Origin of the sequence: Geomonas paludis (assembly GCF_014193585.1) — a bacterium.
Lineage (GTDB): Bacteria > Desulfobacterota > Desulfuromonadia > Geobacterales > Geobacteraceae > Geomonas > Geomonas paludis.
On the sequence record NZ_BLXY01000008.1, the window covers coordinates 119,695 to 142,147 of the forward strand.

At 66.1% G+C, this 22,453-nt stretch carries 20 protein-coding genes; 1 reads left to right on the forward strand and 19 read right to left on the reverse strand.

Features of this window, described 5'->3' with window-relative positions; all coding sequences use genetic code 11:
- Position 1: 1 nt before the first annotated feature.
- The 19 genes from H7687_RS16355 to flhA all read right to left on the reverse strand — a co-directional run bounded on the left by H7687_RS16355 (position 2) and on the right by flhA (position 20,596).
- The gene (locus tag H7687_RS16355; protein ID WP_281376726.1) at positions 2 to 4,348 is read right to left on the reverse strand and encodes a tetratricopeptide repeat protein; all 4,347 of its coding nucleotides are present in this window, start codon (positions 4,346 to 4,348) and stop codon (positions 2 to 4) included.
- The gene (locus H7687_RS16360) at positions 4,341 to 5,393 is read right to left on the reverse strand and encodes a glycosyltransferase (RefSeq protein ID WP_183349339.1); all 1,053 of its coding nucleotides are present in this window, start codon (positions 5,391 to 5,393) and stop codon (positions 4,341 to 4,343) included. The genes H7687_RS16355 and H7687_RS16360 overlap by 8 nt, the downstream gene beginning before the upstream one ends.
- A 243-nt stretch (positions 5,394 to 5,636) precedes the next feature.
- Entirely contained in the window at positions 5,637 to 6,407 is a 771-nt protein-coding gene (locus tag H7687_RS16365) for a flagellar motor protein MotB (protein ID WP_183349341.1), read from the reverse strand.
- Complete coding sequence (locus H7687_RS16370) at positions 6,408 to 7,172, reverse strand: flagellar motor protein (RefSeq protein WP_183349343.1); 765 nt, start codon at positions 7,170 to 7,172, stop codon at positions 6,408 to 6,410.
- A gap of 39 nt (positions 7,173 to 7,211) precedes the next feature.
- Complete coding sequence (locus H7687_RS16375) at positions 7,212 to 7,469, reverse strand: flagellar FlbD family protein (RefSeq protein ID WP_183349345.1); 258 nt, start codon at positions 7,467 to 7,469, stop codon at positions 7,212 to 7,214.
- Positions 7,470 to 7,628: 159 nt separating this feature from the next.
- Positions 7,629 to 8,549 carry a flagellar hook-associated protein FlgL gene (gene flgL, locus H7687_RS16380; protein WP_183349347.1) on the reverse strand — a complete coding sequence of 307 codons (921 nt, stop codon included), beginning with the start codon at positions 8,547 to 8,549 and terminating at the stop codon, positions 7,629 to 7,631.
- 10 nt (positions 8,550 to 8,559) lie between these two features.
- On the reverse strand, positions 8,560 to 10,005 hold the full coding sequence (gene flgK, locus H7687_RS16385; protein WP_183349349.1) for a flagellar hook-associated protein FlgK: 1,446 nt from the start codon (positions 10,003 to 10,005) through the stop codon (positions 8,560 to 8,562).
- Position 10,006: 1 nt separating this feature from the next.
- Positions 10,007 to 10,507 carry a flagellar protein FlgN gene (locus H7687_RS16390; RefSeq protein WP_183349351.1) on the reverse strand — a complete coding sequence of 167 codons (501 nt, stop codon included), beginning with the start codon at positions 10,505 to 10,507 and terminating at the stop codon, positions 10,007 to 10,009.
- Between the two features lie 10 nt (positions 10,508 to 10,517).
- Entirely contained in the window at positions 10,518 to 10,820 is a 303-nt protein-coding gene (gene flgM / locus H7687_RS16395; RefSeq protein ID WP_183349353.1) for a flagellar biosynthesis anti-sigma factor FlgM, read from the reverse strand.
- Entirely contained in the window at positions 10,810 to 11,151 is a 342-nt protein-coding gene (locus H7687_RS16400; protein ID WP_183349355.1) for a rod-binding protein, read from the reverse strand. Before H7687_RS16400 ends, flgM begins: the two co-directional genes overlap by 11 nt.
- Before the next feature lie 11 nt (positions 11,152 to 11,162).
- Entirely contained in the window at positions 11,163 to 12,257 is a 1,095-nt protein-coding gene (locus tag H7687_RS16405) for a flagellar basal body P-ring protein FlgI (RefSeq protein ID WP_183349384.1), read from the reverse strand.
- Between the two features lie 90 nt (positions 12,258 to 12,347).
- A complete protein-coding gene (locus tag H7687_RS16410; RefSeq protein WP_183349357.1) occupies positions 12,348 to 13,049 on the reverse strand; it encodes a flagellar basal body L-ring protein FlgH in 702 nt (233 codons plus the stop codon).
- Positions 13,050 to 13,769 carry a flagellar basal body P-ring formation chaperone FlgA gene (gene flgA, locus H7687_RS16415; protein WP_183349359.1) on the reverse strand — a complete coding sequence of 240 codons (720 nt, stop codon included), beginning with the start codon at positions 13,767 to 13,769 and terminating at the stop codon, positions 13,050 to 13,052. It abuts the gene before it with no gap.
- A 6-nt stretch (positions 13,770 to 13,775) separates the two neighbouring features.
- Entirely contained in the window at positions 13,776 to 14,564 is a 789-nt protein-coding gene (gene flgG, locus H7687_RS16420) for a flagellar basal-body rod protein FlgG (protein WP_183349361.1), read from the reverse strand.
- Positions 14,565 to 14,719: 155 nt separating this feature from the next.
- Positions 14,720 to 15,436 (reverse strand): flagellar basal-body rod protein FlgF, encoded by a 717-nt coding sequence (gene flgF, locus H7687_RS16425; RefSeq protein ID WP_183349363.1) that lies wholly within the window; start codon positions 15,434 to 15,436, stop codon positions 14,720 to 14,722.
- Positions 15,437 to 15,444: 8 nt separating this feature from the next.
- On the reverse strand, positions 15,445 to 16,197 hold the full coding sequence (locus H7687_RS16430; protein ID WP_183349365.1) for a FliA/WhiG family RNA polymerase sigma factor: 753 nt from the start codon (positions 16,195 to 16,197) through the stop codon (positions 15,445 to 15,447).
- The gene (locus tag H7687_RS16435) at positions 16,181 to 17,095 is read right to left on the reverse strand and encodes a MinD/ParA family protein (RefSeq protein ID WP_183349367.1); all 915 of its coding nucleotides are present in this window, start codon (positions 17,093 to 17,095) and stop codon (positions 16,181 to 16,183) included. Before H7687_RS16435 ends, H7687_RS16430 begins: the two co-directional genes overlap by 17 nt.
- Positions 17,095 to 18,525, reverse strand: a complete 1,431-nt coding sequence (gene flhF / locus H7687_RS16440) for a flagellar biosynthesis GTPase FlhF (RefSeq protein WP_183349369.1) — start codon at positions 18,523 to 18,525, stop codon at positions 17,095 to 17,097. Before flhF ends, H7687_RS16435 begins: the two co-directional genes overlap by 1 nt.
- Entirely contained in the window at positions 18,515 to 20,596 is a 2,082-nt protein-coding gene (gene flhA / locus H7687_RS16445) for a flagellar biosynthesis protein FlhA (RefSeq protein ID WP_183349371.1), read from the reverse strand. The genes flhF and flhA overlap by 11 nt, the downstream gene beginning before the upstream one ends.
- A gap of 460 nt (positions 20,597 to 21,056) precedes the next feature.
- On the opposite strand from flhA, the gene H7687_RS16450 reads away from it, so the two are divergent.
- A complete protein-coding gene (locus H7687_RS16450) occupies positions 21,057 to 22,289 on the forward strand; it encodes a BamA/TamA family outer membrane protein (protein ID WP_183349372.1) in 1,233 nt (410 codons plus the stop codon).
- Positions 22,290 to 22,453 lie beyond the last annotated feature (164 nt).

The window sequence follows — 22,453 nt, forward strand, 5'->3', positions numbered from 1 at the left end:
ACTATCGTTCTCCTTTTCCCTGCACCAGCAGTTCCAGCTGCCGCGCCACCCGTTCCAGCACCTCGCCCCAGTCGCCGCGCCGCCGCTGGCGGAACAGGCGGGCGGTCGGGTACCAGGGGGAATCCTCGCGATCCATGAGCCAGCGCCAGTCGCAGGCCATGGGGAGCAGCACCCAGACCGGCACGCCCAGCCCCCCGGCCAGGTGCGCCACGGCGGTGTCGGCCGAGATGACCAGGTCGAGCTGGCTCAGGATGGCGGCGGTGTCAGCGAAGCTCTTGATCCCGGCGCCCAGGTCGGTGAGCTCCATGCCCGGCGGCGGGGTGGCGGCCTGTTCCGCCCCGTCCCCCACCTGGAGCGCGCAGAAGCGGGCCCCGGCAACCTGCGCCAGCGGCGCGAAGAGCGAGAGGGTGAGCGAGCGTTTCAGGTCATCCTTGTAGGTTTTCCGCCCCGCCCAGACCAGACCGACCCGCAACCCATCGCCCGGCAGCGCGGCCTGCCAGCGCCCGACCAGGCAGGGATCGGCGGCGAGGTACGGGATGTCGGCCGGGATGGTGTCGAGGAGCGTGCCGCACAGGTGCGGCAGGCTCATGAGCGGCGCGTGGCAGTCGAACTCCGGCAGCGGCTCCCCGCGCACCAGCACCCGCGCCACACCCGGCACCGTGGTCAGCACCGGCGCAATCGGCGTCGCCTGGCACTGCACCAGGACCGTCGCCCCCTGCGCCGCCAGCACCGGTGCGTAGCGCACGAACTGGAAGGTGTCGCCGAAGCCCTGCTCGGCATGGAGCAGGATCCTTTTACCCGTGAGCGGGGAGCCGTCCCACAGCGGCTGCGGCAGCACCAGGCGCGGGATGGGGTCCACCTTGTCGAAGCGCTGTTCGTAGCCCCGCCACCCCTCGCGGTACTCCCCCAGCTGCAGCTGCACCAGGGCGAGGTTCCAGCGGGCATCGGCATAGCCGGGATCGAGGGCGAGCACGCGGCGGTAGCAGTCGATGGCGGTGTCGACGTCGTTCAGGGCGCGGCTTGCCGAGCCGAGGTTGTTGAGCGCGTGCAGGTAGTCCGGTTTCAGGCGCAGCGCCCGGCGGTAGCACTCCACCGCCTCTTCCAGGCGCCCCCGTACCTGGAGCGTGATACCGAGCGCGTTCCAGGCGGGGAGGTAGCCGGGGTCGTCGGCCAGGACGGCCTGGAAGGTCGCCTCCGCCTTTTCCAGCTCTCCCATGGCGTGGTGCAGCTCACCCAGGCTGTGCCGGGCCTCCAGGTAGTCCGGGGCGACCGCGACCGCCCGTTGCAGCGCCTGCAGCGCCTCCTCGAACCGCCCCTGGTCCTTGAGGGCCAGCGCCAGGTTGTGCCAGGCCTGCGCCAGGGTGGGCTCCACGGCCAGGGCGCGCCGGTAGCACTCCGCCGCCTCGGCGAGCCGCCCCAGCGTGTACAGGCTGTTGCCCATGTTGTAGTGCGGCGCCACCAGGCCGGGACAAAGCTCGATGGCCTTCCGGTAGCGCTCGATCGCCTCCGGCTGCCTCCCCGCCCCGTCCAGGGTGCACCCCTCGTCGTTGTAGCGCTCCGCCTGCCGCATCGGGTCGGCGGCCGGCGCCTCTTCCTTGCCGGATCTCTGCGCCAGGAGCGCGCCCAGTTCCCGCACCACCCGCTGCAGCACGCCACTCCAGTCGCCCGGCGTGCCTTGCCGGAACAGGCGCATGGTCGGATACCAGGGCGAATCGTCACGGCCGGTGAGCCAGCGCCAGTCCGGCACGAAGGGGACCAGCAGCCACACCGGCAGCCCCAGCGCCCCGCACAGGTGCGCCACCGAGGTGTCGGCGCAGAGCACCAGGTCGAGCCGGCTGGCGAGCGCCGCGGTATCCGCGTAGTCGCCGATGGCGGGGGCCAGGTCGGTGACGGGCAGGATGGCGGCGAGGTCGCCGCGGGCGCCCAGCTGCAGGGAATAGAAGCTCACGCCGGCCCCGGCAAGCCCGGCGAGCGCCGCGAGCTGCTCCGTGGGGAGCGAGCGGTTCAGGTCGTTGGGATGACCCGGGTTCCCCTGCCAGACAAGGCCCACCTTCAGCGTCCCGTCGCCGGCAACGCGGGCGGCGCAGGCGGCCACGCGCGCCGGGTCCGGCCGCAGGTAGGGAATCTGGGCGGGGATGCCGTCAAGGTCGGTCCCGAAGATGGCGGGGAGGTCCATGAGCGAGGCCTGCAGCTCGCAGGGGGGCACGGTCTCGCCGCAGGCGAATACCGCCTCCACGCCGGCCACCGTTGCCACCAGCGGCACGAGTCCCGGCGACTGCACCTCGATAAGGACGCGGCCGCCGCGTGCGGCAACGAGCGGTGCGTAGCGCACGAACTGGAGCGTGTCCCCAGCCCCCTGCTCCCCGTAGAGGAGGATGGTCCTGCCCGACAGCGGCGCGCCGTCCCAGGCGGCCACCTGCTGCCACCTGCGTTGCGGCGCCTGGCTGCTCTTCTGGAAGCGCCAGAAAAACTCGCGCCACCCCTCGGCGAGCTCCCCGGTCATGAGCAGCAGCACGGCCAGGTTCCAATGGGCGTCGGCGTAGCCGGGGGAGATGCGCACCGCCTCCCGGAACTCGTGCAGCGCCTCGGTGAAGCGCCCCAGGTCCTTCAGGGTGGTGCCCAGGTTGTAGCGCGCCTTGACCAGGGTGGCATCGAGCCGCAGCGCCTCCCGGTAGCTTTGCTGCGCCCCCTCCATATCGCCCAGCACCTGCCTCACGATCCCCAGCCCCTCGTGCAGTTCCGCTACCCCGTATTCCAGGGCCAGGGCCTCTGCCAGGCTCTCGCGCGCCTCGGCGAAGCGCCCCAGCTGCTGCAGCGCCTGCGCCAGGGCGTAGTGCGGCTGCCACTGCCGGGGGAGGAGCTGCGCCGCCTTGGTGAAACGGACCGTCGCCTCGCCCGGCTTGCCGGCGGCAGCCAGGAAGGCGCCCATGAGGTAGTGGCTCCCCCCGTCGAAGGGGTGCGCGGCCAGCCGCCCTTCCAGGAAACCCGCCACGGCATCGGTGAGGGCGGCACGCAGCCGCTCGACCACCTCGCCCCACTCCCCCTGGGCCTGCTGCCGGAAGATGCGCATGGTCGGGTACCAGGGGGAATCCTCCCGGCCGCACAGCCAGCGGTAGTCGCCCGCCATGGGGAGCATGAGCCAGACCGGCTTACCCAGCGCCCCGGCCAGGTGCGCCACCGAGGTGTCGATGGAGATGACCAGGTCGAGCTGGGCGATGAAGGCGGCGGTGTCGCCGAAATCGCGGATGGCGGCGGTGAAGTCGATGAGGCCGGGGCACTCGTCAGGCCCCGCCGCCCCCTCCCCCACCTGCAGTGAATAAAGGGTCGCCCCCGGTATGCCGCACAAGGGCGCCAGCGCCTGGAGCGAGCAGGAGCGGAACGGGTCGGGGACCGCCTTCCCCGCCCAGACCAGCCCCACCCTGAAGCCGGGGTCGGCGGAGAGCTTGGCCTGCCAGAGCCCGAGCCGCTGCGGCGGGGGGGAGAGGTACGGGACCCGGTCGGGGACGGTGTCGAGAGTGGTATCGAAGAGGTGCGGCAGCGACATCAGGGGGATCTCGAGGTCGAACTGGGGGAGCGGTTCCCCCATGATGCAGACTTGGGCGACGCCGGGCATGCCGCGCAGAAGCGGCGCCAGGGCGGCGGACTGGCACTCGGCGATGACGATGCCGCCCCGGTCGGCCACCATGGGGAGATAGCGGGCGAACTGGATGGTGTCCCCGAACCCCTGCTCGCCGTGCACCAGGATGCGTCTGCCCTCGAGCGGGGCGCCGTCCCAGGCCGGCCTCTGGAAGCTGCGCCTGGGGGAGGTGAAGTCGTCCCTTTGCCAGCGCCACTGGTACTCGGCCCACCCTGCGCGGAACTCGCCGGACAGCAACAGGGCGAGGGCCAGGTTCCAGTGTGCGTCGGCGCAGTCGGGGCGGCGCCGCACCAGGTCCCGGAACACGGCGATGGCCCCGTCGACGTCGCCCGAACGCTGCAGCGCGCCCCCCAGGGCGATGGCCGGTTCCGGCGCCTCCGGCGCCTGCGCCAGTGCCAGGCGGAACAGTTCCGCGGCCTCTCCAAAGCGTCCCAGCTTGAACAGCGAGGAGCCCATGTTGTTCAGGGCCAGCGGGTCCCCTTCCCGCAGGGCGAGCGCCGCGCGGTACTGGGCCAGCGCCTCCTCGTGGCGGCCGGTCTCGTCCAGGAGCGCGCCCAGGTTGATGTGCACGTCCGGCAGGAGCACTCCCCCCGCCGCGGCCAGGGCGCGGTAGATCGGCTCCGCCTCGGCCAGCCGCCCCTCCCGCTGCAGCTCCAGGGCGCGCGCGAACTCCTGCGCCAGATCGGTCTGTTGGGACATGAGGCTAGGCATTGCGCATCCGGGCGAGCTCCGCCTGGTTGGCGAGCTTGGTGGCCAGGTAGTGGAACTGGCGCGCGGCGCCGCTCCAGGTGAGGTTCTTCATCTCGTCTGCGGCCAGCGCCCCCTTGCCCGGGAGCTCGTGCCGGTTGCGGTAGACGTGTTCCAGCATCTCGATGATCTCTTCCAGTTCCGGCTCCTCCCACACCCCGGTCTGCACGCCGCCGTTTGCCACCACCATGGGGCGGTAACGGGTGAGCGGATAGGCGATGGCGGAGTTGATCACGTCGGCGTGGCCGCTGGTCTCGGAGGCGATCACCGACCTGCCGCAGGCCATGTACTCGCACATCACCATGTTGTTCCCCCCTTCGCAGCGGTTGGGGAACAGCCCGACGTGCGTCCCGGCGAAGACGTCCCTGATGGCGTTGTTGTGCACCAGCGGGTGCACCACGGTGCGCGCCGGGTCGAGCCCGTTTTCCAGGGCGCAGCGCCCCGGGACGCTCAGGAAGTCGACCTCGTCGTGGCGGTAGGTGATGAAGGGGGAGCTTTCCATGGTGAGCAGCGAAAAGGGCCACTGGTTGGCCCAGCTGCAGGAGAGGTAGACGTCCCCGTGCCGCTGCATGAGCACCTTCATGGCGGCGATGACCAGGTCCTGGCCCTTTCTGAGCTCGAACTTGCCGCCCGAGAAGACCACGAAGCGGTCGTCCGGGGGGAGCGGCACCGGGTAGAAGCGTTCCGGGTCCACCCCCTGCAGGATGGTGGCGCAGTTTTTCACGCCGCCGATCCTCAGCAGGTACTCGCACCACTTGGAGCCGGCCACGATGAAGTCCCACCGGCGTGCCGCTTCGCGGGTGAAGTTGAGGATCTCGATGCTGTTTTCGAAGAAGCAGTAGCCGATGTTGATGGCGTCCCAGGCCTCCGGGTTCAGCGGGGCGAGGTTCTGCGACATGCAGTGCAGCGTTACCCCCGGCACCGGGGGGAGTTGGGCGATCTCGCGCTCCAGGTAGGTCCCGGCGATGCCCCAGCCATGCATGGAGCCGCTGGGCATGGAAACTTTCATGGATGAAAACCTCTCTGTGGTGATGGGTCGACCACTACAGGTCAGCAACTACCGTACCAGCGGGGACGGGTGGCAGCTAAGAGGTTGAAAAAGAAGGGACTTGCTGGAGCGAAGCGGTGGCGGGGTCATTTGTTTGACAGCCGGTCCGACGTCGGACCAGTCGGACAGAGACAAAGGGGACAGGCACCTGGCGGAGCCAGTCCCCCACCGCAAAGGGGACAGGCACCTGGCGGAGCCAGTCCCCTACGGCTCGTTGCGCTCGCTCTGCTCGGAGAGGAGGACGATGTCGACGCGGCGGTTCTGGGCGCGCCCGTCCTCGTCGCTGTTGTCGGCTACCGGGCGATACTCGCCGTAACCGGCCGCGGAGATGCGGGCGGGGTCGAAATCTTCCTGCTTGGTGAGGTACTGCAGCACGTTGGTGGCGCGCGTGGTGGAAAGCTCCCAGTTGGACGGGAAGGCGGCGGTGCTGATGGGGATGTTGTCGGTGTGCCCCTCGACCCGGACCGCGTTGGAATAGCTGGCCAGGGAGGCGACCACGTCCTTCAACAGGTTCAAAGAGCTCTGCTTCAAGGTGGCGCTGCCGCTGTCGAAGAAGCCGGCTTCCTTCAGGCTCACCACCAGGCCGCGCTGGGTCACCGAGACCGAGACCTTGTTCTGCGCCCCCGCCTTCATCAGGTACGCCTCGATGGACGCCTTGGAGGCCCGGAAGTCCTGCTCGCTGCCGCGGGTCCTGGTGCTCACCCGCTTGGGGGCCTGGGTGATCTTGTGGATGGAGGGGATGACGCTCATGGAACCCGCGTCGATGACGGTGGGCTTCTGGCCGGCCGAGGTGGTGCTGTAGCCGAAGGACTCGCGCATGGAGGCCAGCACCTCTTCGGCCTTCTTCTTGTCGGTCTGGCTCATGGCGTAGAGCGTCACGAACACGGCGAACAACAGCGTGATGAAGTCGGCGTAGGATACCAGCCAGCGCTCGTGGTTGGGCTCTTTTTCGTGCTGGGCCTTTTTCTTAGCCATTTACTTCCCCTTCTTCTCTCCACCGTCATGCAGGTAGGCCCTGAGCTTCTGCTCGATGAAGTGGGGGTTCTCACCGTTTTGGATGGCAATGAGACCCTCGATCACCATCTCCTTCTGCAACAGCTCCTCCTTGAGACGGATCTTCAGCTTGGTGCCGAAGGGGATGCAGAAGATGTTGGCGGTCATCAGGCCGTAGATGGTGGCGACGAAGGCGACGGCGATGCCGCCCCCGAGCTTGGAGGGATCGGAAAGGTTGCTCATGACGTGGATCAGGCCGAGCACGGCGCCGATGATACCGATGGTGGGGGCGAAGCCGCCGGCCGACTCGAACACCTCGGCGCTGTGCTTGCCGTGCGCCTCGATGGAGCCCAGTTCGATCTCCATGGTCTCCCTGAGCTTCTGCGGGTCGATGCCGTCGACCACCAGCGAGATCCCCTTCTTGGTGAAGGAATCCTTGACCGTCTGCGCTTCCTGCTCCAGCGAGATCAGGCCGTTCCTGCGGGCCTTGGCGGCGTAGTTGATGATGTTCTTGATCACCGCCTCGGGGTCTTCCTTGGGCGGCATGAAGACCTTCTTCAGGTCCTTCACCGCGGTCATCAGGATCGGCAGCGGGAAGCTGACGATGGTCGCCGCCGCGGTGCCGCCGAGGACGATCATGGCCGCCGTCGGCTGTATCAACGCCGACATGTGCAGCCCTTCCAGGGCCGCGCCGCCGAACACGGCGAAAAGCCCCAGGACGATTCCGATTATGGTCGATAAATCCATATGTTTTCCTGGATCGTGAAAACGCTCGCCTGCGAGCGGCTAGATCCTGCAGTTGGGGTGGTAGCCTTCCGCATCCCTTTTGCGCAGGTAGCGCCGGGCCACGCTCGACGAGGCGTGCCGGAACAGGTGCGCCTTGAAGTTGACGATCCGGCTGATCACCACCCGCGCCGGCTCCAGCACCAGGTACCGGTTGCCGTTGGAAAGGGTGATGTGCGTGTCCGGGGTCTCCGTGATGAGCTCTATCAGGTCCGGGTTCAGGTACATCTCGGAGCCGTCTCGTGTGGTCACCTTGATCATGGCTTCCCCCTGCGGAATGCGGCAGATAGTTTGTTTTTCGGATGCAGCACCGAAAGCTTTAGCGCTATCACCGCCCTTCGTCAAAAAAGAAATGGAAAAGGCCGTGCGAGCCTGGCCAGCTCACACGGCCCTTGGTGGCGCGGGGGATACGCGGCAACCCTACTTCATGTAGTCCAAAAGCGAGAGCTGGCTCAGCTTCGAGGTGGCCGACAGCGCGGCGTTGAAGGCGGTGGTCTGCCGGGAAAGCATCACGCCCGCCTTGGCGTAATCGACGTTCTGGATGTCGCCGAAGACCGTCTTCAGCGTGTTCTGGTTGTTGGCGATCATGCTCTTCATGTTGTCCAGGCGCACCAGGCGCCCGGCGACGTCGCTCTGGGCCACGGTGATCTGGTCCGCGCCCGCCTTCACGTTCTTGACCCCGTCCAGGATCCCGGCGCTGTCCTTGTTGTTGATGGCGAGGATCAGCGCGTCGATGGATCCCAGGATGTTGACCGGGCTCTGCCCCGCGGTGGCCCCGCTCCCGACCGCCGCAGCCGGCTTGCCGCCGTTCAACAGGTCGGCGCCCGACACGGTGGTCCCCACGGTGCTGTTGGGGGCGATCTCGACCTGCGGGATGTCGGTGGTGCCGCTGAAGACGCCGGTGGAACTGAAGGGCTGGCTGGTGGAGAAGCCGCCGAAGACGTACTGGTCCCCCAGGCGGGTGTTGCCCATGTCGACCAGCTGGCTCTTCAACTGGGTCAGGTTGGCTACCGCGCTGGCGGTGCCGGCGGCGTCCAGGGTACCGGCCACCATGTCGCCGGCGATCTTCTTCACCTGCTGCATCAGGGTCGCCATGCTGGTGAGCGAGGTGTTGGTCACGTTCAACAGCGTCTCGGCCTTGGTGATGTTGGAGCTGTACTGGTCCCCCGAGGCGATCTGCTCCTGCAGGTCCAACAGCTGCCTGGTGGAAAGGGGATCGTCGCTGGGGCGGTTGATGTTGTAGCCCGAGGCGATCTGTTCCTGGAGCTGGTCGATGGCGGTGCGCCCCTGCTGCAGGTTGTAGATGGCGTTCTCGGCGCTCATGCCGGGGGTGATTCTCATAGCGATTCTCCTATCGGACCATGTTCAGGATGGTGTCCAGCATGTCGGTCCCCACGTTGACCACCTTGGCGGAGCCCTGGAAGGCACGCTGGTACTTGGTCAGGTTGAGCAGTTCCTCGTCCAGGGATACCTCGGAGTTGGAAGCCCGCAGCGCATTGAGCTGCTTCAGGAAGGCCGCGTTCTGGGAGGTGACGTTCTGGGTCCCCTCGGTATCGACGCCGACCTGGGACACCATGGAGTTGTAGAAGTTGCCGAAGGTGGCGCTCCCGGTGCTGAAGGCGAAGCTGGTGCTGCCCAGGTTGGCGAGCTTGACCGCGTTCACGTTGTTGCCGCTGCTGGTCGGGATCGGGTCGCTCGCGGTCGGCAGCCCCGCCGCGATCTTCACTGCCGAGATCCCGGCGTCGAGCGCGATGCTCCCGGCGGTGAGGCCGGCCGGATCGAAGAAGTTGTTGTTGGTAGTGCCGTCCAGCGCGTACCCCGCCTTGTGCAGCGTGTTCACCTGGGTGGCCACCGTGTCGGCCATCTCGTCCAGCAGGGCGCGGTACTTGGGCACGATGCCGTCGCGCACCTCCATGGTGCCGCCGAGCTTCCCTCCGATGGTGGCGCCGTCCCCGACGGTGCCCACCAGGGTGTCGGTGCCGGGGGCGTTGGCCGGAGGCGGGTTGCCCAGCCCCGAGAGCATGATGTCGTTGGTCGCCGGGACGCCGGTCGCGTTGGTGTAGAGCGTCGCGTACCTGGTGCTGGAGACCAGCTGTCCCCCGCCGGGGAGGGTGACCGAGGCGGTGTTGTCGCTGGCGATGCTGTAGCTGATGCCGGTCTGCTCGGAGAGCTTCCTGAGCAGCAGGTCGCGCTGGTCCAGAAGTTCGTTGGGACTCCCCCCCACCGCGCTGGTGGCCAGGATCTGCTGGTTCACCAGGGCGAGGTTCCTGGCGTTGTCGGTCACCTCGGCGGTGATGCCGACCAGGTTGCTGTCCGCGGTCGTGGCGATCGAACTGAGCGCGAAGTCGGCCTGGTGGAAGCTGTCCACCATGATCTGGGCACGGGTCAGCACGGCCTGCCGCTCGGCGGCGCCGGAGGGGTTGACCGAGAGGTCCTGGAAGGCGCCGAAGAGGTTGGCGACCGCGGTCCCCACCCCGTCCGAGGTGAGCGAGTTGAACGTGGGCTCGATCTGCTCCAGCGCCGACTGCTGCGCCAGCCCCTCCTGGTAGGTGCTGTTGGCGTTCACCAGCTGCAGCTGCAGCATGTTGTCGTAGCTGCGCTGCACCGCCGCGATCTGCACCCCGGTCCCCAGCGCGAAGCCGTTGGCTGTGCCGACCGGCTTGTTCTCCATGATCACCCGCTGGCGCGAATACCCCTCGGTGTTGACGTTGGAGATATTCTCGCCGGTGACCTCGATGGCCAGCCGCTGCGCGGTGATGCCGGAAGAGGCTATGTCGAAGAGGGTGTTGATGCCCATGCTAGATCTCCTTGCTGACGAAGCCGCTGTTGCCGCGCCCCGCGTTCACGAAGGCCCCCGCCCCGCCGTAGGTCTGGCCGGGGTTGAACAGACGGTTGAAGAAGTTCACCGAGCGCCCCACCACGTTCATGGAGTCTTCGATCAGCCTTTTGTGCAGCGCGAGCGCACCCTGCAGCGCCCGGGCGTTGCCGGTCACCGACTGCTGCGCCTCCCTGAGCGCCTGCTTTTCCGGCGCGCCGAGCCGCTCGATGATGGGTGAGAGCGTGCTGTTGCCCGGCATCCCCATCTCGGTGCCGATGGCGGCGATCATCCCCTGGCACTGCCCGGAGAGCCTGGCCAGGCGTTCCATCCCCGCCGTGATCTCCTGCTGGTTCTCCTCCATGCGGGCCAGGTCGAGCGAGGTCATGCACTCCTGCTCCTCCTGCAAAAGGGCCTGCATCTGGTCCAGGAGCACCCCCTTCTCGCACAGGGCAGCTATCAGTTCAGCGACGTTACGATCCATCTATTCCCCCTTAACGCGACTTGTACGCGTCCATCATCTTTTGGGCCAGGGCCGAGGCCTCGACGCGGTAGGCGCCGTTTTGCAGGTTCTGCCTGGCCAGCGCCACCCGGTCCATCCTCACGTCGGGCATGGCCGCCACCTCGGCCTTGAGCTTCTGCAGCTCCCTGGCCTGGGACGAGATCTCCACCCGGTCGAAGGGGATCACCCGTCCGGCCGGACGGCTCCCCTGGACTGCCTGCGTCTGCTGCGTATCGTTCCGGACCTGCTGCGAGCGGTTCAGATCGACTACGTAGGCTGAACCTTCAATCCGCATCCCGCACCCCCTTAGCCGGAGCCGGCGTGCCGTAGGCCCGCGAGAGCTCCCTCTCTATGGTCTGTGCCAGTCCTATGCCGCCTCCCTGCACCGCGGCGTTGGCGTACTCCTGATCCAGCAGGGAACGGAAGGTCTCTTCGCCTCTCCCCCCGCCGGTCAGGGTGTCCTTGCCCACCGTGTCCCGCATCGACTTCAACATCATGGAGACGAACATCGCCTCGAACTCGCGGGCCACCTTCCTGATCTGCTCCGGGTTGCGCTCCTGCGCGCTCTTTTGCGCCCGCAGGTCGGTGACCGGCAGCGCGTTGTCCGGTATCGGCTTCACATCCATGACCCTTCTCCCTACATCACGCTCAGCTCGGCGTTGAGCGCGCCGGCGGCCTTGATGGCCTGCATGATGCCGAGCAGGTCCCTGGGGGTGACGCCGAGGGTGTTGAGTCCCCGCACCACCTCGCCCAGGTTGGCCCCCTCACGCACCAGCGAGAGGTTCACCTTCTCCTCGGCGATCTTCAGGTCGGTCCTGGGCACCACGGTGGTGGTGCCGGTCCTGGCGAACGGCGCCGGCTGGGAGACCTTCGGGGTCTCCTTGACCACCACGGTCAGGTTGCCGTGCGATACCGCCACCGTCGAGATGCGCACGTTCTCGCCCATGACGATGGTGCCGGTGCGCTCGTTCATGACCACCTTGGCCATCACGTCCGGGTTCACCTCGAGCCGCTCCAGGTCGGCCACGAACTCCACCACCCGGTTCTGGTAGTCGCCCGGGATGCTGATCTGCACGCTCCCCGGGTCGGTCAGCGACGCCGAGCCCTGGAAGCGGCCGTTGATGGCGGCGGCGACACGGGCGGCGGTGGTGAAATCGGACTGGTGCAGGTTCAGCTTCAGCACCGGGCGGTTGGCCAGCACGTTGGGGAGCTCGCGCTCCACCAGGGCCCCCTCCGGCACGGTGCCGGCGGTGGGATGGTTCTTCACCGCGGTGGTGGCCTGCCCGCCGTAGGAGAAGGAGTTGGTGAGGACCGGCCCCTGCGCCACCGCGTAGACCTGGTTGTCGGCACCCTTCAGGGGCGCCATCATCAGCGTACCGCCGGCGAGGCTCTTGGCGTCGCCCATGGAGGAGACCAGCACGTCGAGCTTGTTCCCCTGCTTGGCGAAGGGGGGAAGCTGCGCGGTCACCATGACCGCGGCCACGTTCTTCACCGTGATGTCGGCGCGGTTCACCGTGATGCCCAGGCGCTCCAGGGCGCCCACCAGGGACTGCACCGGGAACTTGGTCTGGTCCGAGTCGCCGGTGCCGTTCAGGCCGACCACCAGGCCGTAGCCGATCAGCTGGTTCTGGCGCACGCCGTCGAAGGCGGCGATGTCCTTGATGCGCGCCCCCAGGACGATCTGGGGGAGCAGCAAAAGTATCAGGAGCGCGAGGCAACTTTTTGAGATCATGTTAATTTTCAAGCTCTTTCACCTAACCTTTTTCGGCCGTCGCGTCGGTTTTTTGACAGAAAACCGTCAATTCCCAAACACGCCGCCCGCCTAGAACGGCCAGATCTTGTCCAGCGCGTTCAAGAGCCACCCCGGTTTCTGGCGGTCGGAGATGACCCCTTTGCCGGAATAGGAGATCCTGGCGTCGGCGATGAGCGCCGAGTTGATGGTGTTGTCGGCGCTGACGTCGCGTCCGCGCACCGTCCCGGTCAAGATGATGATCTGGTCCTCGTTGTTCACCCTGACGTTGCGCCTTCCCTCGATGAGCATGTTGCCGTTGGGGATCACGTCCACCACCTTGGCGGAGATGGTCGCCTGCAGGTTCTCCTGGCGCGAGGTGGAACCGGCACCATCGAACTTGGAGCCGTAGCTTGCGCTCAGCATGTTGGCGAGGTCGGCCCAGCTCTTGATGGGCGTTTTCTCAAGCCCCAAAAGCTTCGGGATGCCGGCGCTGATCGAGGAGTCGCGCGAGGTCCCGGTGGCCGCCTTCTTGCTGGCGCTGGCGTTTTCGGAGATGACCACGGTGATGATGTCGCCGCGCCTTCTCGCCTTCATGTCCTCGGCGAGCCCCGTGGAGGAGGCCTGCCAGAGCGAGCCGTTGTTGTAGTTCACCTGCGGCGCCGGGATCTGCTCGTCGAAGGCGGGGGTTGCCACCTCGGCGCTCTGGTGTGCGCAGGCCGAAAGCCAGAACAGCGGCAGGCACAGGGCCGCCGCTTTCAGTATGGTCAAGCTGTTGCTTTTCTTGCGGTCCATCTAGAAATCCACCTTTACCGTGGTCGCGTCGATCACCCGCGCCGCGATCTCCTTCTGCGAGGAGAGGTTCTGCACCGTGATCAGGTCGCCCGAGGCGCCGGCCCCCTTGGCCCGCCCGGTCGCGGTGATGCGCACCACGTCGTTCTCGGCCACGATGGTCACCACCTGCCCGCTCTTGACGATGGGCACCTTCTCCAGATTGTCCTTTCTGATCGGGGCGTTGGCGCGCAGGGTGCTCTTCACCCTCAGGCCCACCGCCTCGTCGATGTTGTTGAAATAACGTCCCTGCACCTGGGCCAGGTCGCGCTTGACGATGGCGAGGTCGGAGGCGGAGAGCACCTCGCCCCGCTCCAGCGTGCGTGCGGCCACCACCATCTCGGCCAGGGCCTCGACCTCGACCAGCACGGTCTGGTTTTTCTTCACCTGGTCGTCGACCCGCACCATGAGCGCCACCGAGGCGGGTCCGTACCCTTCCCAGCGCTCCGGGGCCACCACGTCGAAGGTCACCTTGCCGGCGGGAAGCTTCAGGTCCCCCTGGTAGTTGATCTTCTTCACGGTGATGTCGGCGTTCAAGGGAGCCGCCTTCTGCACCAGGTAGTCCTTGATGGCCGCCTTGACGGTCGCCTCGCTCACCACGTTGACCGCGGCGGGACCGGCCGGCTGGGCGAACCCGGACAGCGGCAGGGCAAGGAGCGCGAGAGCCAGCAAAAACGCGCGCATCAGCAGTTACCTCTTCAGCGCAGCGGCCTGCTGCAGCATATCGTCCGAGGCCTGGATCGCCTTGGAGTTGATCTCGTAGGCGCGCTGGGAGACGATCATGCTCACCATCTCCTCCATGACGCTCACGTTGCTCTGCTCGATGTACCCCTGCTCCAGGGTGCCCAGGCCGTTCTGCCCGGCGGTGCCGGTAGTGGCGTTGCCCGAGGAATCGGTGGGGAGGAAGAGGTTCTTGCCGATGGCGTTGAGCCCCGCGGGGTTGGTGAAGGAGGCCAACTGGAGGGTCCCCACCGTGGTGGAGGCCGTCTGTCCCGCCTGCTGCACCGAGACCGTGCCGTCGGAGCCTATGTTGATGCTGGTGGCGTTACTGGGGATGACGATTTCCGGGACGACGGGCTGGCCGTCCGGGGTGACCACCCTCCCCTGGCCGTCCTTTTTCAGCGAGCCGGCGCGGGTATAGGCGGTGGTGCCGTCGGACTGCTGCACCTGGAGGAAGCCGTCCCCTTCGATGGCCACGTCCAGTTCGTTGCCCGTGTGCACCATGGTCCCGGTGGTGAAAATCTTGCTCACCGAGCCGGGGCGGACGCCGAGGCCGACCTGGATGCCGGTCGGGATGGTGGTGGTGTTGGTGGCCGGGGCGCCGGTGGTCTTCTCGGTCTGGTACATGAGGTCCTGGAAGTCGGCGCGGCTTTTCTTGAAGCCGGTGGTGCTGGAGTTGGCCAGGTTGTGGGCCACCACGTCTATGTTGAGCTGCTGAGCCTGCATCCCGGATGCGGCGGTCCAAAGTGCTCTTATCATCTCTTTCTCCTAACGGCCGTTCAACGTTCAACGTTCAACGTTGAAGTGCCGACCCTCTGGTCTCTTTCTCGTTAGTTGTGGAACTGCTGCCGTCGCGCTGAAGATCCCAAACAGGAAGCGCGTGTCGAACGTTGAACGTCGAACGTTGAACGGGTTTAGACCTTCCCAAGGTCGTTGGCGGCGCGGGAGGTGAGGTCGTCGTAGGTCTTCACCGCCTTGGCGCAGATCTCGAAGTAGCGGCTCGCCTCGATCAGGCGCGACATCTCCACCACCGCCTTGACGTTGGAGGTCTCCAGGTACCCCTGCTTGATCCCGGCCGTGGCGGCGGTGGTCGCTGCGTTGGGGTCGGCGGGCTGGAACAGCCCGTTGCCCAGCTTGTTCAGGGCGTACGGCTTGGCGAAGTCCGCCGTGCTGATGGTCCCCACCGTGTTGCCGTTCACGCTCACCTGCCCGGTGGGGCCGATCTCGACCTTGCCGTTGGCGGGAACCGTGATGGCGCCGCCGCTCCCCTGCACTTCGTAACCGTCCGCGGTGACCAGCCTGCCGTTCGACGTCAGGTGGAAGCTCCCCTGGCGGGTGTAGGCCGTCCCCTGCGGGGTGTTGACCACGAAGAAGCCGTCGCCTTCCAGCGCCACGTCCAGGACGTTGTCGGTGCGCTGCAGGCTGCCGGCGGAGAAATCGGTCGAGTAGCGGTCGTTGCTGAACACCGGCCCCTGTGTCGAATTTTTGACATTGGCCAGCACGCTCTCGAACTGGATCTGGTCCGCCTTGAAGCCGGTGGTGCTGGCGTTGGCCAGGTTGTTGGAGATCACGTCCAGCCTGCGCTGGGCGGAAAGGTTGCCGGTCAAAGCCGCGTACATCCCTGCGTTCATGATCCCCCCTAGGCGACGCGCTTCATCTTGCCGCGCAGCCTGACGATGGCCTGGCTGTGCAGCTGCGAGATGCGCGACTCGGTGAGATCGAGCACGGCGCCGATCTCCTTCAGGTTCAGTTCTTCGTAGTAGTAGAGCGTGATCACGATGCGCTCCTTCTCGGGGAGGGAGTCGATCGCCTCGGCCAGGCGCTCCACGGTCTGGCGCGCGATGAGCTGGCTCTGCGGGCTCTCGGTCCCCTTGTCCTCGAGGACGTCGAGCAGGCCGAACGGCGCACCGTCCTCGTCGTGCCAGGCGTCGTCCAGGGAGACGAAGGAAAGGAGATGGATCTCCTCCAGGAGCCGGAAGTAGTCCTTGAGCTCCAGCCCCATGGCGGTGGCTACCTCGTCGCTGGAGGGGTTCCGCCCCAGGCGCTGCTCGAGTTGGGAGAACTCCTTCTCCAGCTTCTTGAACTTGTCCCTGAGGCTCCTGGTCAGCCAGTCCTGGGCCCGCAGTTCATCCATGATGGTGCCCCGGATGCGCTGCTCGGCGAAGGTCTTGAACTGTACCCCGCGGCTGGGATCGAAGCGTTCCGCGGCGGAGATCAGGCCGATCACCGCGGCGCTTCTCAGGTCATCCCGGTCGAGATGCGGGGGGAGTGACGAGGCGATCCGGTCGACAATAAACTTAACCAGCGGGAGGTGGGTGACCACCAGCTCGTCCCTGCTCATCGGGACCCCGCGTTGCGCCTCATACTCATACGCCTTAAGAAGACAGTTCATGGTTCCTCCACATCGTGCTAGATGCCACCGAAGCTACCGGCATGGCCCCTGCGCCGGCCGGCCGCTCCGCATTGATTTTGTGTGCCAAATTTTTGAAACCCGTCGACGCCTTGGCATCGGGGAAGAGGCGGCATAAAGCCCCGCGGCGCCTCACACTTTCCACCAGCAGCTCGTCGTGCAGGATCGTTCCTGCGTGGTCAAACTGTACTTGCAAAAAGCGGCCCGTAATTGCGGCCAACTTGGAAAAGAGTGTTTCCCCTTCCTGGTTGTCGCGGCACATGTTGATCAGGAGCCGGAACCGGAACGAACTGTCGCGGCCGGAAAGCATCTTGATCAGGGCGTAGGCGTCGGTGATGGAGGTCGGCTCGGGGGTCACCACCAGCATGATCTCGCGGGCGATGGCGGCGAAGCCGGTCAGGTTGGCGGCCATCCCGGAGCCGGTATCGATCAGGAAGCAGTCGTAGTCGTTCTGCAGCCGGAGCATGGCCTGCATAAGTGCGCTGCGCTCCCAGGGGGAGAGGGCGCTGTACTGCTGCATCTCCATCCCGGCTGGCAGGACGCTCACGCCCCCTCCCAGCTCCACCACCGTCTCCTTCAGGTCGATGTCGCCGGAGAGCACCTGCCCCATGCGGAAGGGCGCGTCCTTGCCCAGGCGCAGGCAGATGTCGCCGATGCCGGGGTTGCAGTCCACGATCAGGACCCGCTGCCCCTTGGCGGCCAGCGACGCGGCCAGGTTCACCACCACCGAGGTCTTGCCGACCCCGCCCTTGCCGCTGGTGACCGAGATCACCCTGAGCCCCTCGCGCACCTGGAGTTGGTCCGGTACTTCGGTCTTGGCACGTCCCGCCAGTCTCCTGAGCGATTCGGCCTGGTCTGTTGCTAGGCAAGACATTGTCATCAGTTAGACTCCTGCACTACCATGGCGGCGAGCTTTCTGGAGGTCGCCACCTCGATGTCCTCGGGCACCTTCTGCCCGGTGCTGAAATAAGAAAGAGGGATCTTGTGCTTCAAACAGGTGTCGACGATGCAGCCGAAGGTGCGGCTTTCGTCGAGCTTGGTGAAGAGGAGCTTGGTCAACGGCAGGGTGCCGAAGGTGGCGATGATCTCGTCGATCTCGCGGCTCCTCGTGGTTGCCGAAAGGCAGAGGTAGACGTCGATGCCGGTCTGGGTCTCGAGGTACCCCTTGAGCTCGTCGAGCCGGTCGGCGTCCTTGGGGCTCCTGCCGGCGGTGTCGATGAGGATCAGGTCCTTGTCGGAGTGGCGGGCCAGCGCCTTGGAGAGTTCCTGCGAGTTGCCGGCGACTTCCAGGGGGAGGTCCATGATCTTGGCGTAGGTCTTCAGCTGCTCCACCGCACCCACCCTGAAGTTGTCCATGGTGACCATGGCGACCGAGACGCGGCGGTTCAAGGCGTACATGGCGGCGATCTTGGCGATGGTGGTGGTCTTGCCGACGCCGGTCGGTCCCACCACGGCCACGATGCGCGGGCCGTTCTTCTTGATGCGCAGCGAGCCGGAGCACTTCACCATGCCGGCCAAGTTCTCGGCCATGAGCGAGCGGAGCTCCTCCAGGGACGCCCCCTCCTCGGCGGCGGCACGGACCGACTCGGTCAGGGTCTGCACCGCCAGAGGGCCGACCTCCTCACTCCTCAGTTCCTCGGCCAGCTGCTGCAGCAGGCGCTCCTCGTCGCTGGCCTTGGCGGTCTCCTTGACCAGGTTCAGGGCCGGGGCGACTTTCTCGGGCTGCCCGACCGGGAAGGGGAAGGCCAGGGGTTCGGGCTGGGCCGCGGCCTTGACGGTCTGCTCCAGTGCCTGCCCGGCCAGTTGGAAGGTCACCGGCTTGGCGCCTCTCTCGGGGGCCTTCTCCTTGTTCCCGGAGACGGCGTTGTAGAGAAGCTGCTTGATCTCCTCCAGTTCCTCCTTGCCGAAGGTCCTGGGGACGGCCGGGATTTCCTGCTGCGGCTCCTGGGCCAGGGGTGCTGCCTGCTGGGCGGCCTGCTGCGCCTCCTTCTTCGTGAGCGCCTCGATGCGCTGCTTCAGCTCGCGCACCTCGCGCGCCAGGGGGCCCAGCATGGAGTTCTGGAACTCCTCGCGGGTGGAGAGCTCGCGCTCCGGTGCCGGCGGCGGCTCCTCCCGGTAGGGGTTGGGACGCTGGGCCGGCCTGGGCTCCAGGGCCGCGGTCACCTCGTAGTACGGTTTGGAGAAGAAGCCGAGGATACCCTTCTTGCGCTCCTTCTTGGAGGAGAGGATCATGGCGTCCAGACCCATCTCGGCCTTAACCATCCTGAGAGCTTCCGACATCTCGCCTGCTTGGAATGTTTTAACTAGCATTGATCACCACCACGCCTAAGGATTGGATTTTTATGTTGGGCGGGATCTCGTTGTGCGAGATGACCGCCAGGTTGGGCATGAACCGTTCGGTGAGTTTCTTCACGTGACGACGGATGGACGGGGAAGCCATGAGCACCGGCAGCGCGCCGATGGCGTCGAACTGCTCGGCGTTCCTGCGGATGGCGGCCAGGACGCGCTGCGCCACGTGCGGGTCGATGGCCAGGTAGCTTCCCTGCTCCGAGAGCTGGACCGAATCGATGATGGCCTCCTCGATGTCGTGATCCAGGGTGAGCACGCAGAGGGTGTCGTCCTCGCGCTTGTACTGCTCCACGATGTAGCGCCCCAGGCTCTGCCGCACGAACTCGGTGAGCATCTCGGGGTCTTTGGTCACCCCGCCGTAGTCGGCCAGGGTCTCCAGGATGGAGCGCAGGTCGCGGATGGAGACGTTTTCCTTCAGGAGGTTCTTCACCACGCGCAGCACGGTGCCCAGGGAGAGAAGCGACGGGACCAGTTCCTCGACCACCTTGGGGAGGGTGGCGGCGATGCTGTCCAGAAGCTGCTGCAGTTCCTGGCGCCCGACCAGCTCGTGGGCGTGTTTCTTGATGGTTTCGCTGATGTGGGTGGCGAGGATGGTGGTGTTGTCCACCACGGTGTAGCCCGAGACCTGCGCCTTCTCCCGCTCTTTCCCCTTGATCCAGACCGCGGGGAGGCCGAACACCGGCTCGGTGGTCTTGATCCCCTCCAGCTGCCCGACTGCGCCGCCGGAGTCCATGGCCAGGTACTGGCCGGAAAGTTCGCCGCCGCCCACCTTGGCGCCGTTGATGAGGATGTTGTACTCGTAGGGTTTCAGCTGCAGGTTGTCGTGGATATGGATGGGGGGGACGATGAAGCCCATGCGGTCCGCCACCTGCTTCCTGATGGAGCGGATGCGGTCCAGAAGTTCCCCCTGCTGGCTCGCGTCCACCATGGGGACCAGGCCGTAGCCCACTTCCAGCTCCAGCATGTCCAGAGGCCGGATGGAGCTGATCTGGTCGCTCTCCTCGGCGCTCCCCGCCGTGGTCTCCACCACGTCCTCGACCTCGGCCTTCTTCTCCACCGCCATCTTGCTGACCAGGTAGGAGACGCCGGAGAGGAGGAAGAAGGCGAAGTGCGGCAGCCCGGGGATCATGGCGAACAGGAACAGGACGCCCGAGGCGACCTGGAAGGCCTTGGGGTAGTTCAGCAGCTGCCCGGCGATCTCGTGGCCGAAGTTGTTCTCGTCGGCGGAGCGGGTCACGATGACGCCCGCCGCGGTGGAGATGATCAGGGCCGGGATCTGGGCCACCAGGCCTTCGCCGATGGTGAGCAGGGTGTAGTTCTGCAGCGCCTGGTCCAGCGGCATCCCCTTCTGCCAGACGCCGATGACGAAGCCGCCCACGATGTTGACCAAGACGATCATGATGCCGGCGACCGCGTCCCCGCGCACGAACTTGGAGGCACCGTCCATGGAGCCGTAGAAGTCGGCCTCGCGGGCGATCTTCTTGCGGCGCAGCTTGGCCTCCTTGTCGGTCAGGATGCCGTTGGAAAGGTCTGCGTCGATGGCCATCTGCTTGCCCGGCATGGCGTCCAAGGTGAAGCGGGCGGCCACCTCGGCCACGCGCCCGGCGCCCTTGGTGATGACCACGAAGTTGATGATGACCAGGATCAGGAAGATGACGGCGCCCACCACGTAGTTGCCGCCGACCACGAACTGTCCGAAGGCCTTGATGACGCCGCCGGCCGCCTCGACCCCCTCGTTGCCGTGCATGAGAATGAGGCGCGTGGAGGCGATGTTCAGGGCGAGTCGGAATAGCGTCGTGACCAGCAGGATGGAAGGGAATACCGAGAAGTCGAGCGGTTGCACCGTGTAGAGGCAGACCAGCAGGATCACCAGCGCCACGGTGATGTTGGTCGCCAGGAAGATGTCCAGCATGAACGCAGGCAGGGGGACCACCATCAGGGCCAGCACCCCGATCAGGGCGACCGCCATGTAGATGTCCGAATTGCTCTTGGGTCCCGGGAGCGCCAGGGCGTCCGTCGAGGGGTTTGCCATGCGTCAGTTTCCTTTGCCTTGCCTGGGGGATTGCACTGCAGAGGGACCTTGTGCAACCGGTGTGCCATTTTCCGGAAAGCGGCAGCGCGGCGCGGTGGCAGGCGAAAAGCGGAATGAATACAGGGGGGAGCAGGAGCAGAGGTGGGGACGGTGGGGTGGTGGCGGCAGCCACGGCAACGTCATTTTTGAAGTGCGGCGCCAGTCATTTTTTTGACCGCACATCAGCGTCCCCCCTCCCCTCGCGGGACGAAGCGCTTCGGCGCGCAGGGCCCGCCAAGGGAGGGGGAGAACTGGAAGCGGTCGATTTTGATGACAGCAGGTACCTAACCGGACAACGCTGGCCGCACATGGGTTAGAGTCTTCTTTTTTTCTTGTCAAAAGGACGGGGAGCCGCTATGTTTTCGTCGCCCGAAGGAGGCTTCCCGCAGCCTTCCCAGGAGTTCGTCCGAAACGGAGCACCATGCGCGCGTTAACGCTTCTATCGCTGATCCTTCTGTCGCTTCTGGCTGGCTGCACCAGCTACATCCCGGCCACCGTGCTCCCGGCGCCCTCCCCGGCGCAGCCGTACGTGAAGATGGTCACCATCCCGCTTCCCGTCATCGCCTCCAGTCCCAACGAAGGGGTCACCTATGGCGCCCTCACCGCCTTTCTTTTGCACAACGACAAGGACGAGGTTTCCGCGCTGTTCGCTCCGCAGGTGAACCAGAACGAGAACTTCGGCACCACGGGGACCCTCTACGGCGCCGTGTACCCCTCCCCGCTGCGCAGCATCGAGTTCAACCTCTCCAAGTCCACCAAGGTGAATTCGGACTACGAGGTGAGGGTCAGGGACCAGAGCCTCATGGAGCGCCAACTGGAGCTGAATGCCTTCCTCTACAACTTCACCGACGGTTCCGCCCGCTTTTTCGGCTTCGGCCCGGGCAGCCGCGCCGAAGACGAGACCAACTTCGCCGACCGCGAGTTCGGCTACACCCTGTCGGCAGGTTACCCGCTGACCACCAACATCCTGTTATTCCTGGGCGACCGCCTGAGAAGGGTCGAGGTTGACGACGGGGCGGTCACCAAGCTCCCCAACCTGCAGCAGCACTTCAGCGCCGCCGAGGTCCCCGGCATCGACGGCTTCAGCACGCATGCGCAATCGATCTCGCTGGTCTACAGCACCCTCGACGCCCCCGCCATGGCCAGTTCCGGCATCCGGGCCCGGGCCACGGTGGAGGGGAGCCTGGCCGCCCTGGGGAGCAGCGCCCGCTTCGTGCGCTACGAGGCCGAGGTCAAAGGGTTCTTCCCGGTGCCGGACAGCCGTTTCATCAGCGCCGGGAGGTTCGCGGTGGGACAGGCGCGCGGCAGTTCCATCCCGTTCCTGGAGCGGAGCATCCTCGGCGGCGAGAACACGCTCAGGGGTTACGGCAGGAACCGTTTCATCGACAACAGCTACGTAGTGTGCAACCTGGAGGAGAGGATCAGGCTGTTCCGGTGGGAGGTGTTCGACGTCAAGGCGGACTGGGAGCTGGCTCCCTTCGTGGACATCGGCGGGGTAGCCGACACGGTCGGCGACCTGCGGGCGGGCAACATCGAGGTCAACCCCGGCATCGGCTTCCGCGCCGTAGTACGCCCCAACATCCTCGGCCGCATCGACGTCGGCTTCGGCAAGGACGGTCCCGCCGTGTTCGTGGGGCTCGGGTACCCGTTCTAAGCCCTTAACAGCCGTTCTACGTTCTACGTTCTAGGTGTTGAGTGCCACGACATCGTGGACACAAATAAGTGCCACCACATCGTAGACAAAGTTCTCTGACAATCGAATAGCCATCGCGTAATCCTGTGGACACCGAAACCACGTTGGAGGTGTCCATGAAGGAT

Coding starts and splice junctions, on each gene's coding strand:
- H7687_RS16405 (WP_183349384.1), bottom strand. CDS start 12,257: ATGATCTCAAAAAGTTGCCTCGCGCTCCTGATACTTTTGCTGCTCCCC.
- flgG (WP_183349361.1), bottom strand. CDS start 14,564: ATGATAAGAGCACTTTGGACCGCCGCATCCGGGATGCAGGCTCAGCAG.
- flgK (WP_183349349.1), bottom strand. CDS start 10,005: ATGGGCATCAACACCCTCTTCGACATAGCCTCTTCCGGCATCACCGCG.
- H7687_RS16400 (WP_183349355.1), bottom strand. CDS start 11,151: ATGGATGTGAAGCCGATACCGGACAACGCGCTGCCGGTCACCGACCTG.
- H7687_RS16370 (WP_183349343.1), bottom strand. CDS start 7,172: ATGGATTTATCGACCATAATCGGAATCGTCCTGGGGCTTTTCGCCGTG.
- H7687_RS16435 (WP_183349367.1), bottom strand. CDS start 17,095: ATGACAATGTCTTGCCTAGCAACAGACCAGGCCGAATCGCTCAGGAGA.
- flgF (WP_183349363.1), bottom strand. CDS start 15,436: ATGAACGCAGGGATGTACGCGGCTTTGACCGGCAACCTTTCCGCCCAG.
- H7687_RS16355 (WP_281376726.1), bottom strand. CDS start 4,348: ATGCCTAGCCTCATGTCCCAACAGACCGATCTGGCGCAGGAGTTCGCG.
- flgM (WP_183349353.1), bottom strand. CDS start 10,820: ATGCGGATTGAAGGTTCAGCCTACGTAGTCGATCTGAACCGCTCGCAG.
- flhA (WP_183349371.1), bottom strand. CDS start 20,596: ATGGCAAACCCCTCGACGGACGCCCTGGCGCTCCCGGGACCCAAGAGC.
- flhF (WP_183349369.1), bottom strand. CDS start 18,525: ATGCTAGTTAAAACATTCCAAGCAGGCGAGATGTCGGAAGCTCTCAGG.
- H7687_RS16365 (WP_183349341.1), bottom strand. CDS start 6,407: ATGGCTAAGAAAAAGGCCCAGCACGAAAAAGAGCCCAACCACGAGCGC.
- H7687_RS16430 (WP_183349365.1), bottom strand. CDS start 16,197: ATGAACTGTCTTCTTAAGGCGTATGAGTATGAGGCGCAACGCGGGGTC.
- flgL (WP_183349347.1), bottom strand. CDS start 8,549: ATGAGAATCACCCCCGGCATGAGCGCCGAGAACGCCATCTACAACCTG.
- H7687_RS16360 (WP_183349339.1), bottom strand. CDS start 5,393: ATGAAAGTTTCCATGCCCAGCGGCTCCATGCATGGCTGGGGCATCGCC.
- H7687_RS16375 (WP_183349345.1), bottom strand. CDS start 7,469: ATGATCAAGGTGACCACACGAGACGGCTCCGAGATGTACCTGAACCCG.
- H7687_RS16390 (WP_183349351.1), bottom strand. CDS start 10,507: ATGGATCGTAACGTCGCTGAACTGATAGCTGCCCTGTGCGAGAAGGGG.
- flgA (WP_183349359.1), bottom strand. CDS start 13,769: ATGCGCGCGTTTTTGCTGGCTCTCGCGCTCCTTGCCCTGCCGCTGTCC.
- H7687_RS16410 (WP_183349357.1), bottom strand. CDS start 13,049: ATGGACCGCAAGAAAAGCAACAGCTTGACCATACTGAAAGCGGCGGCC.
- H7687_RS16450 (WP_183349372.1), top strand. CDS start 21,057: ATGCGCGCGTTAACGCTTCTATCGCTGATCCTTCTGTCGCTTCTGGCT.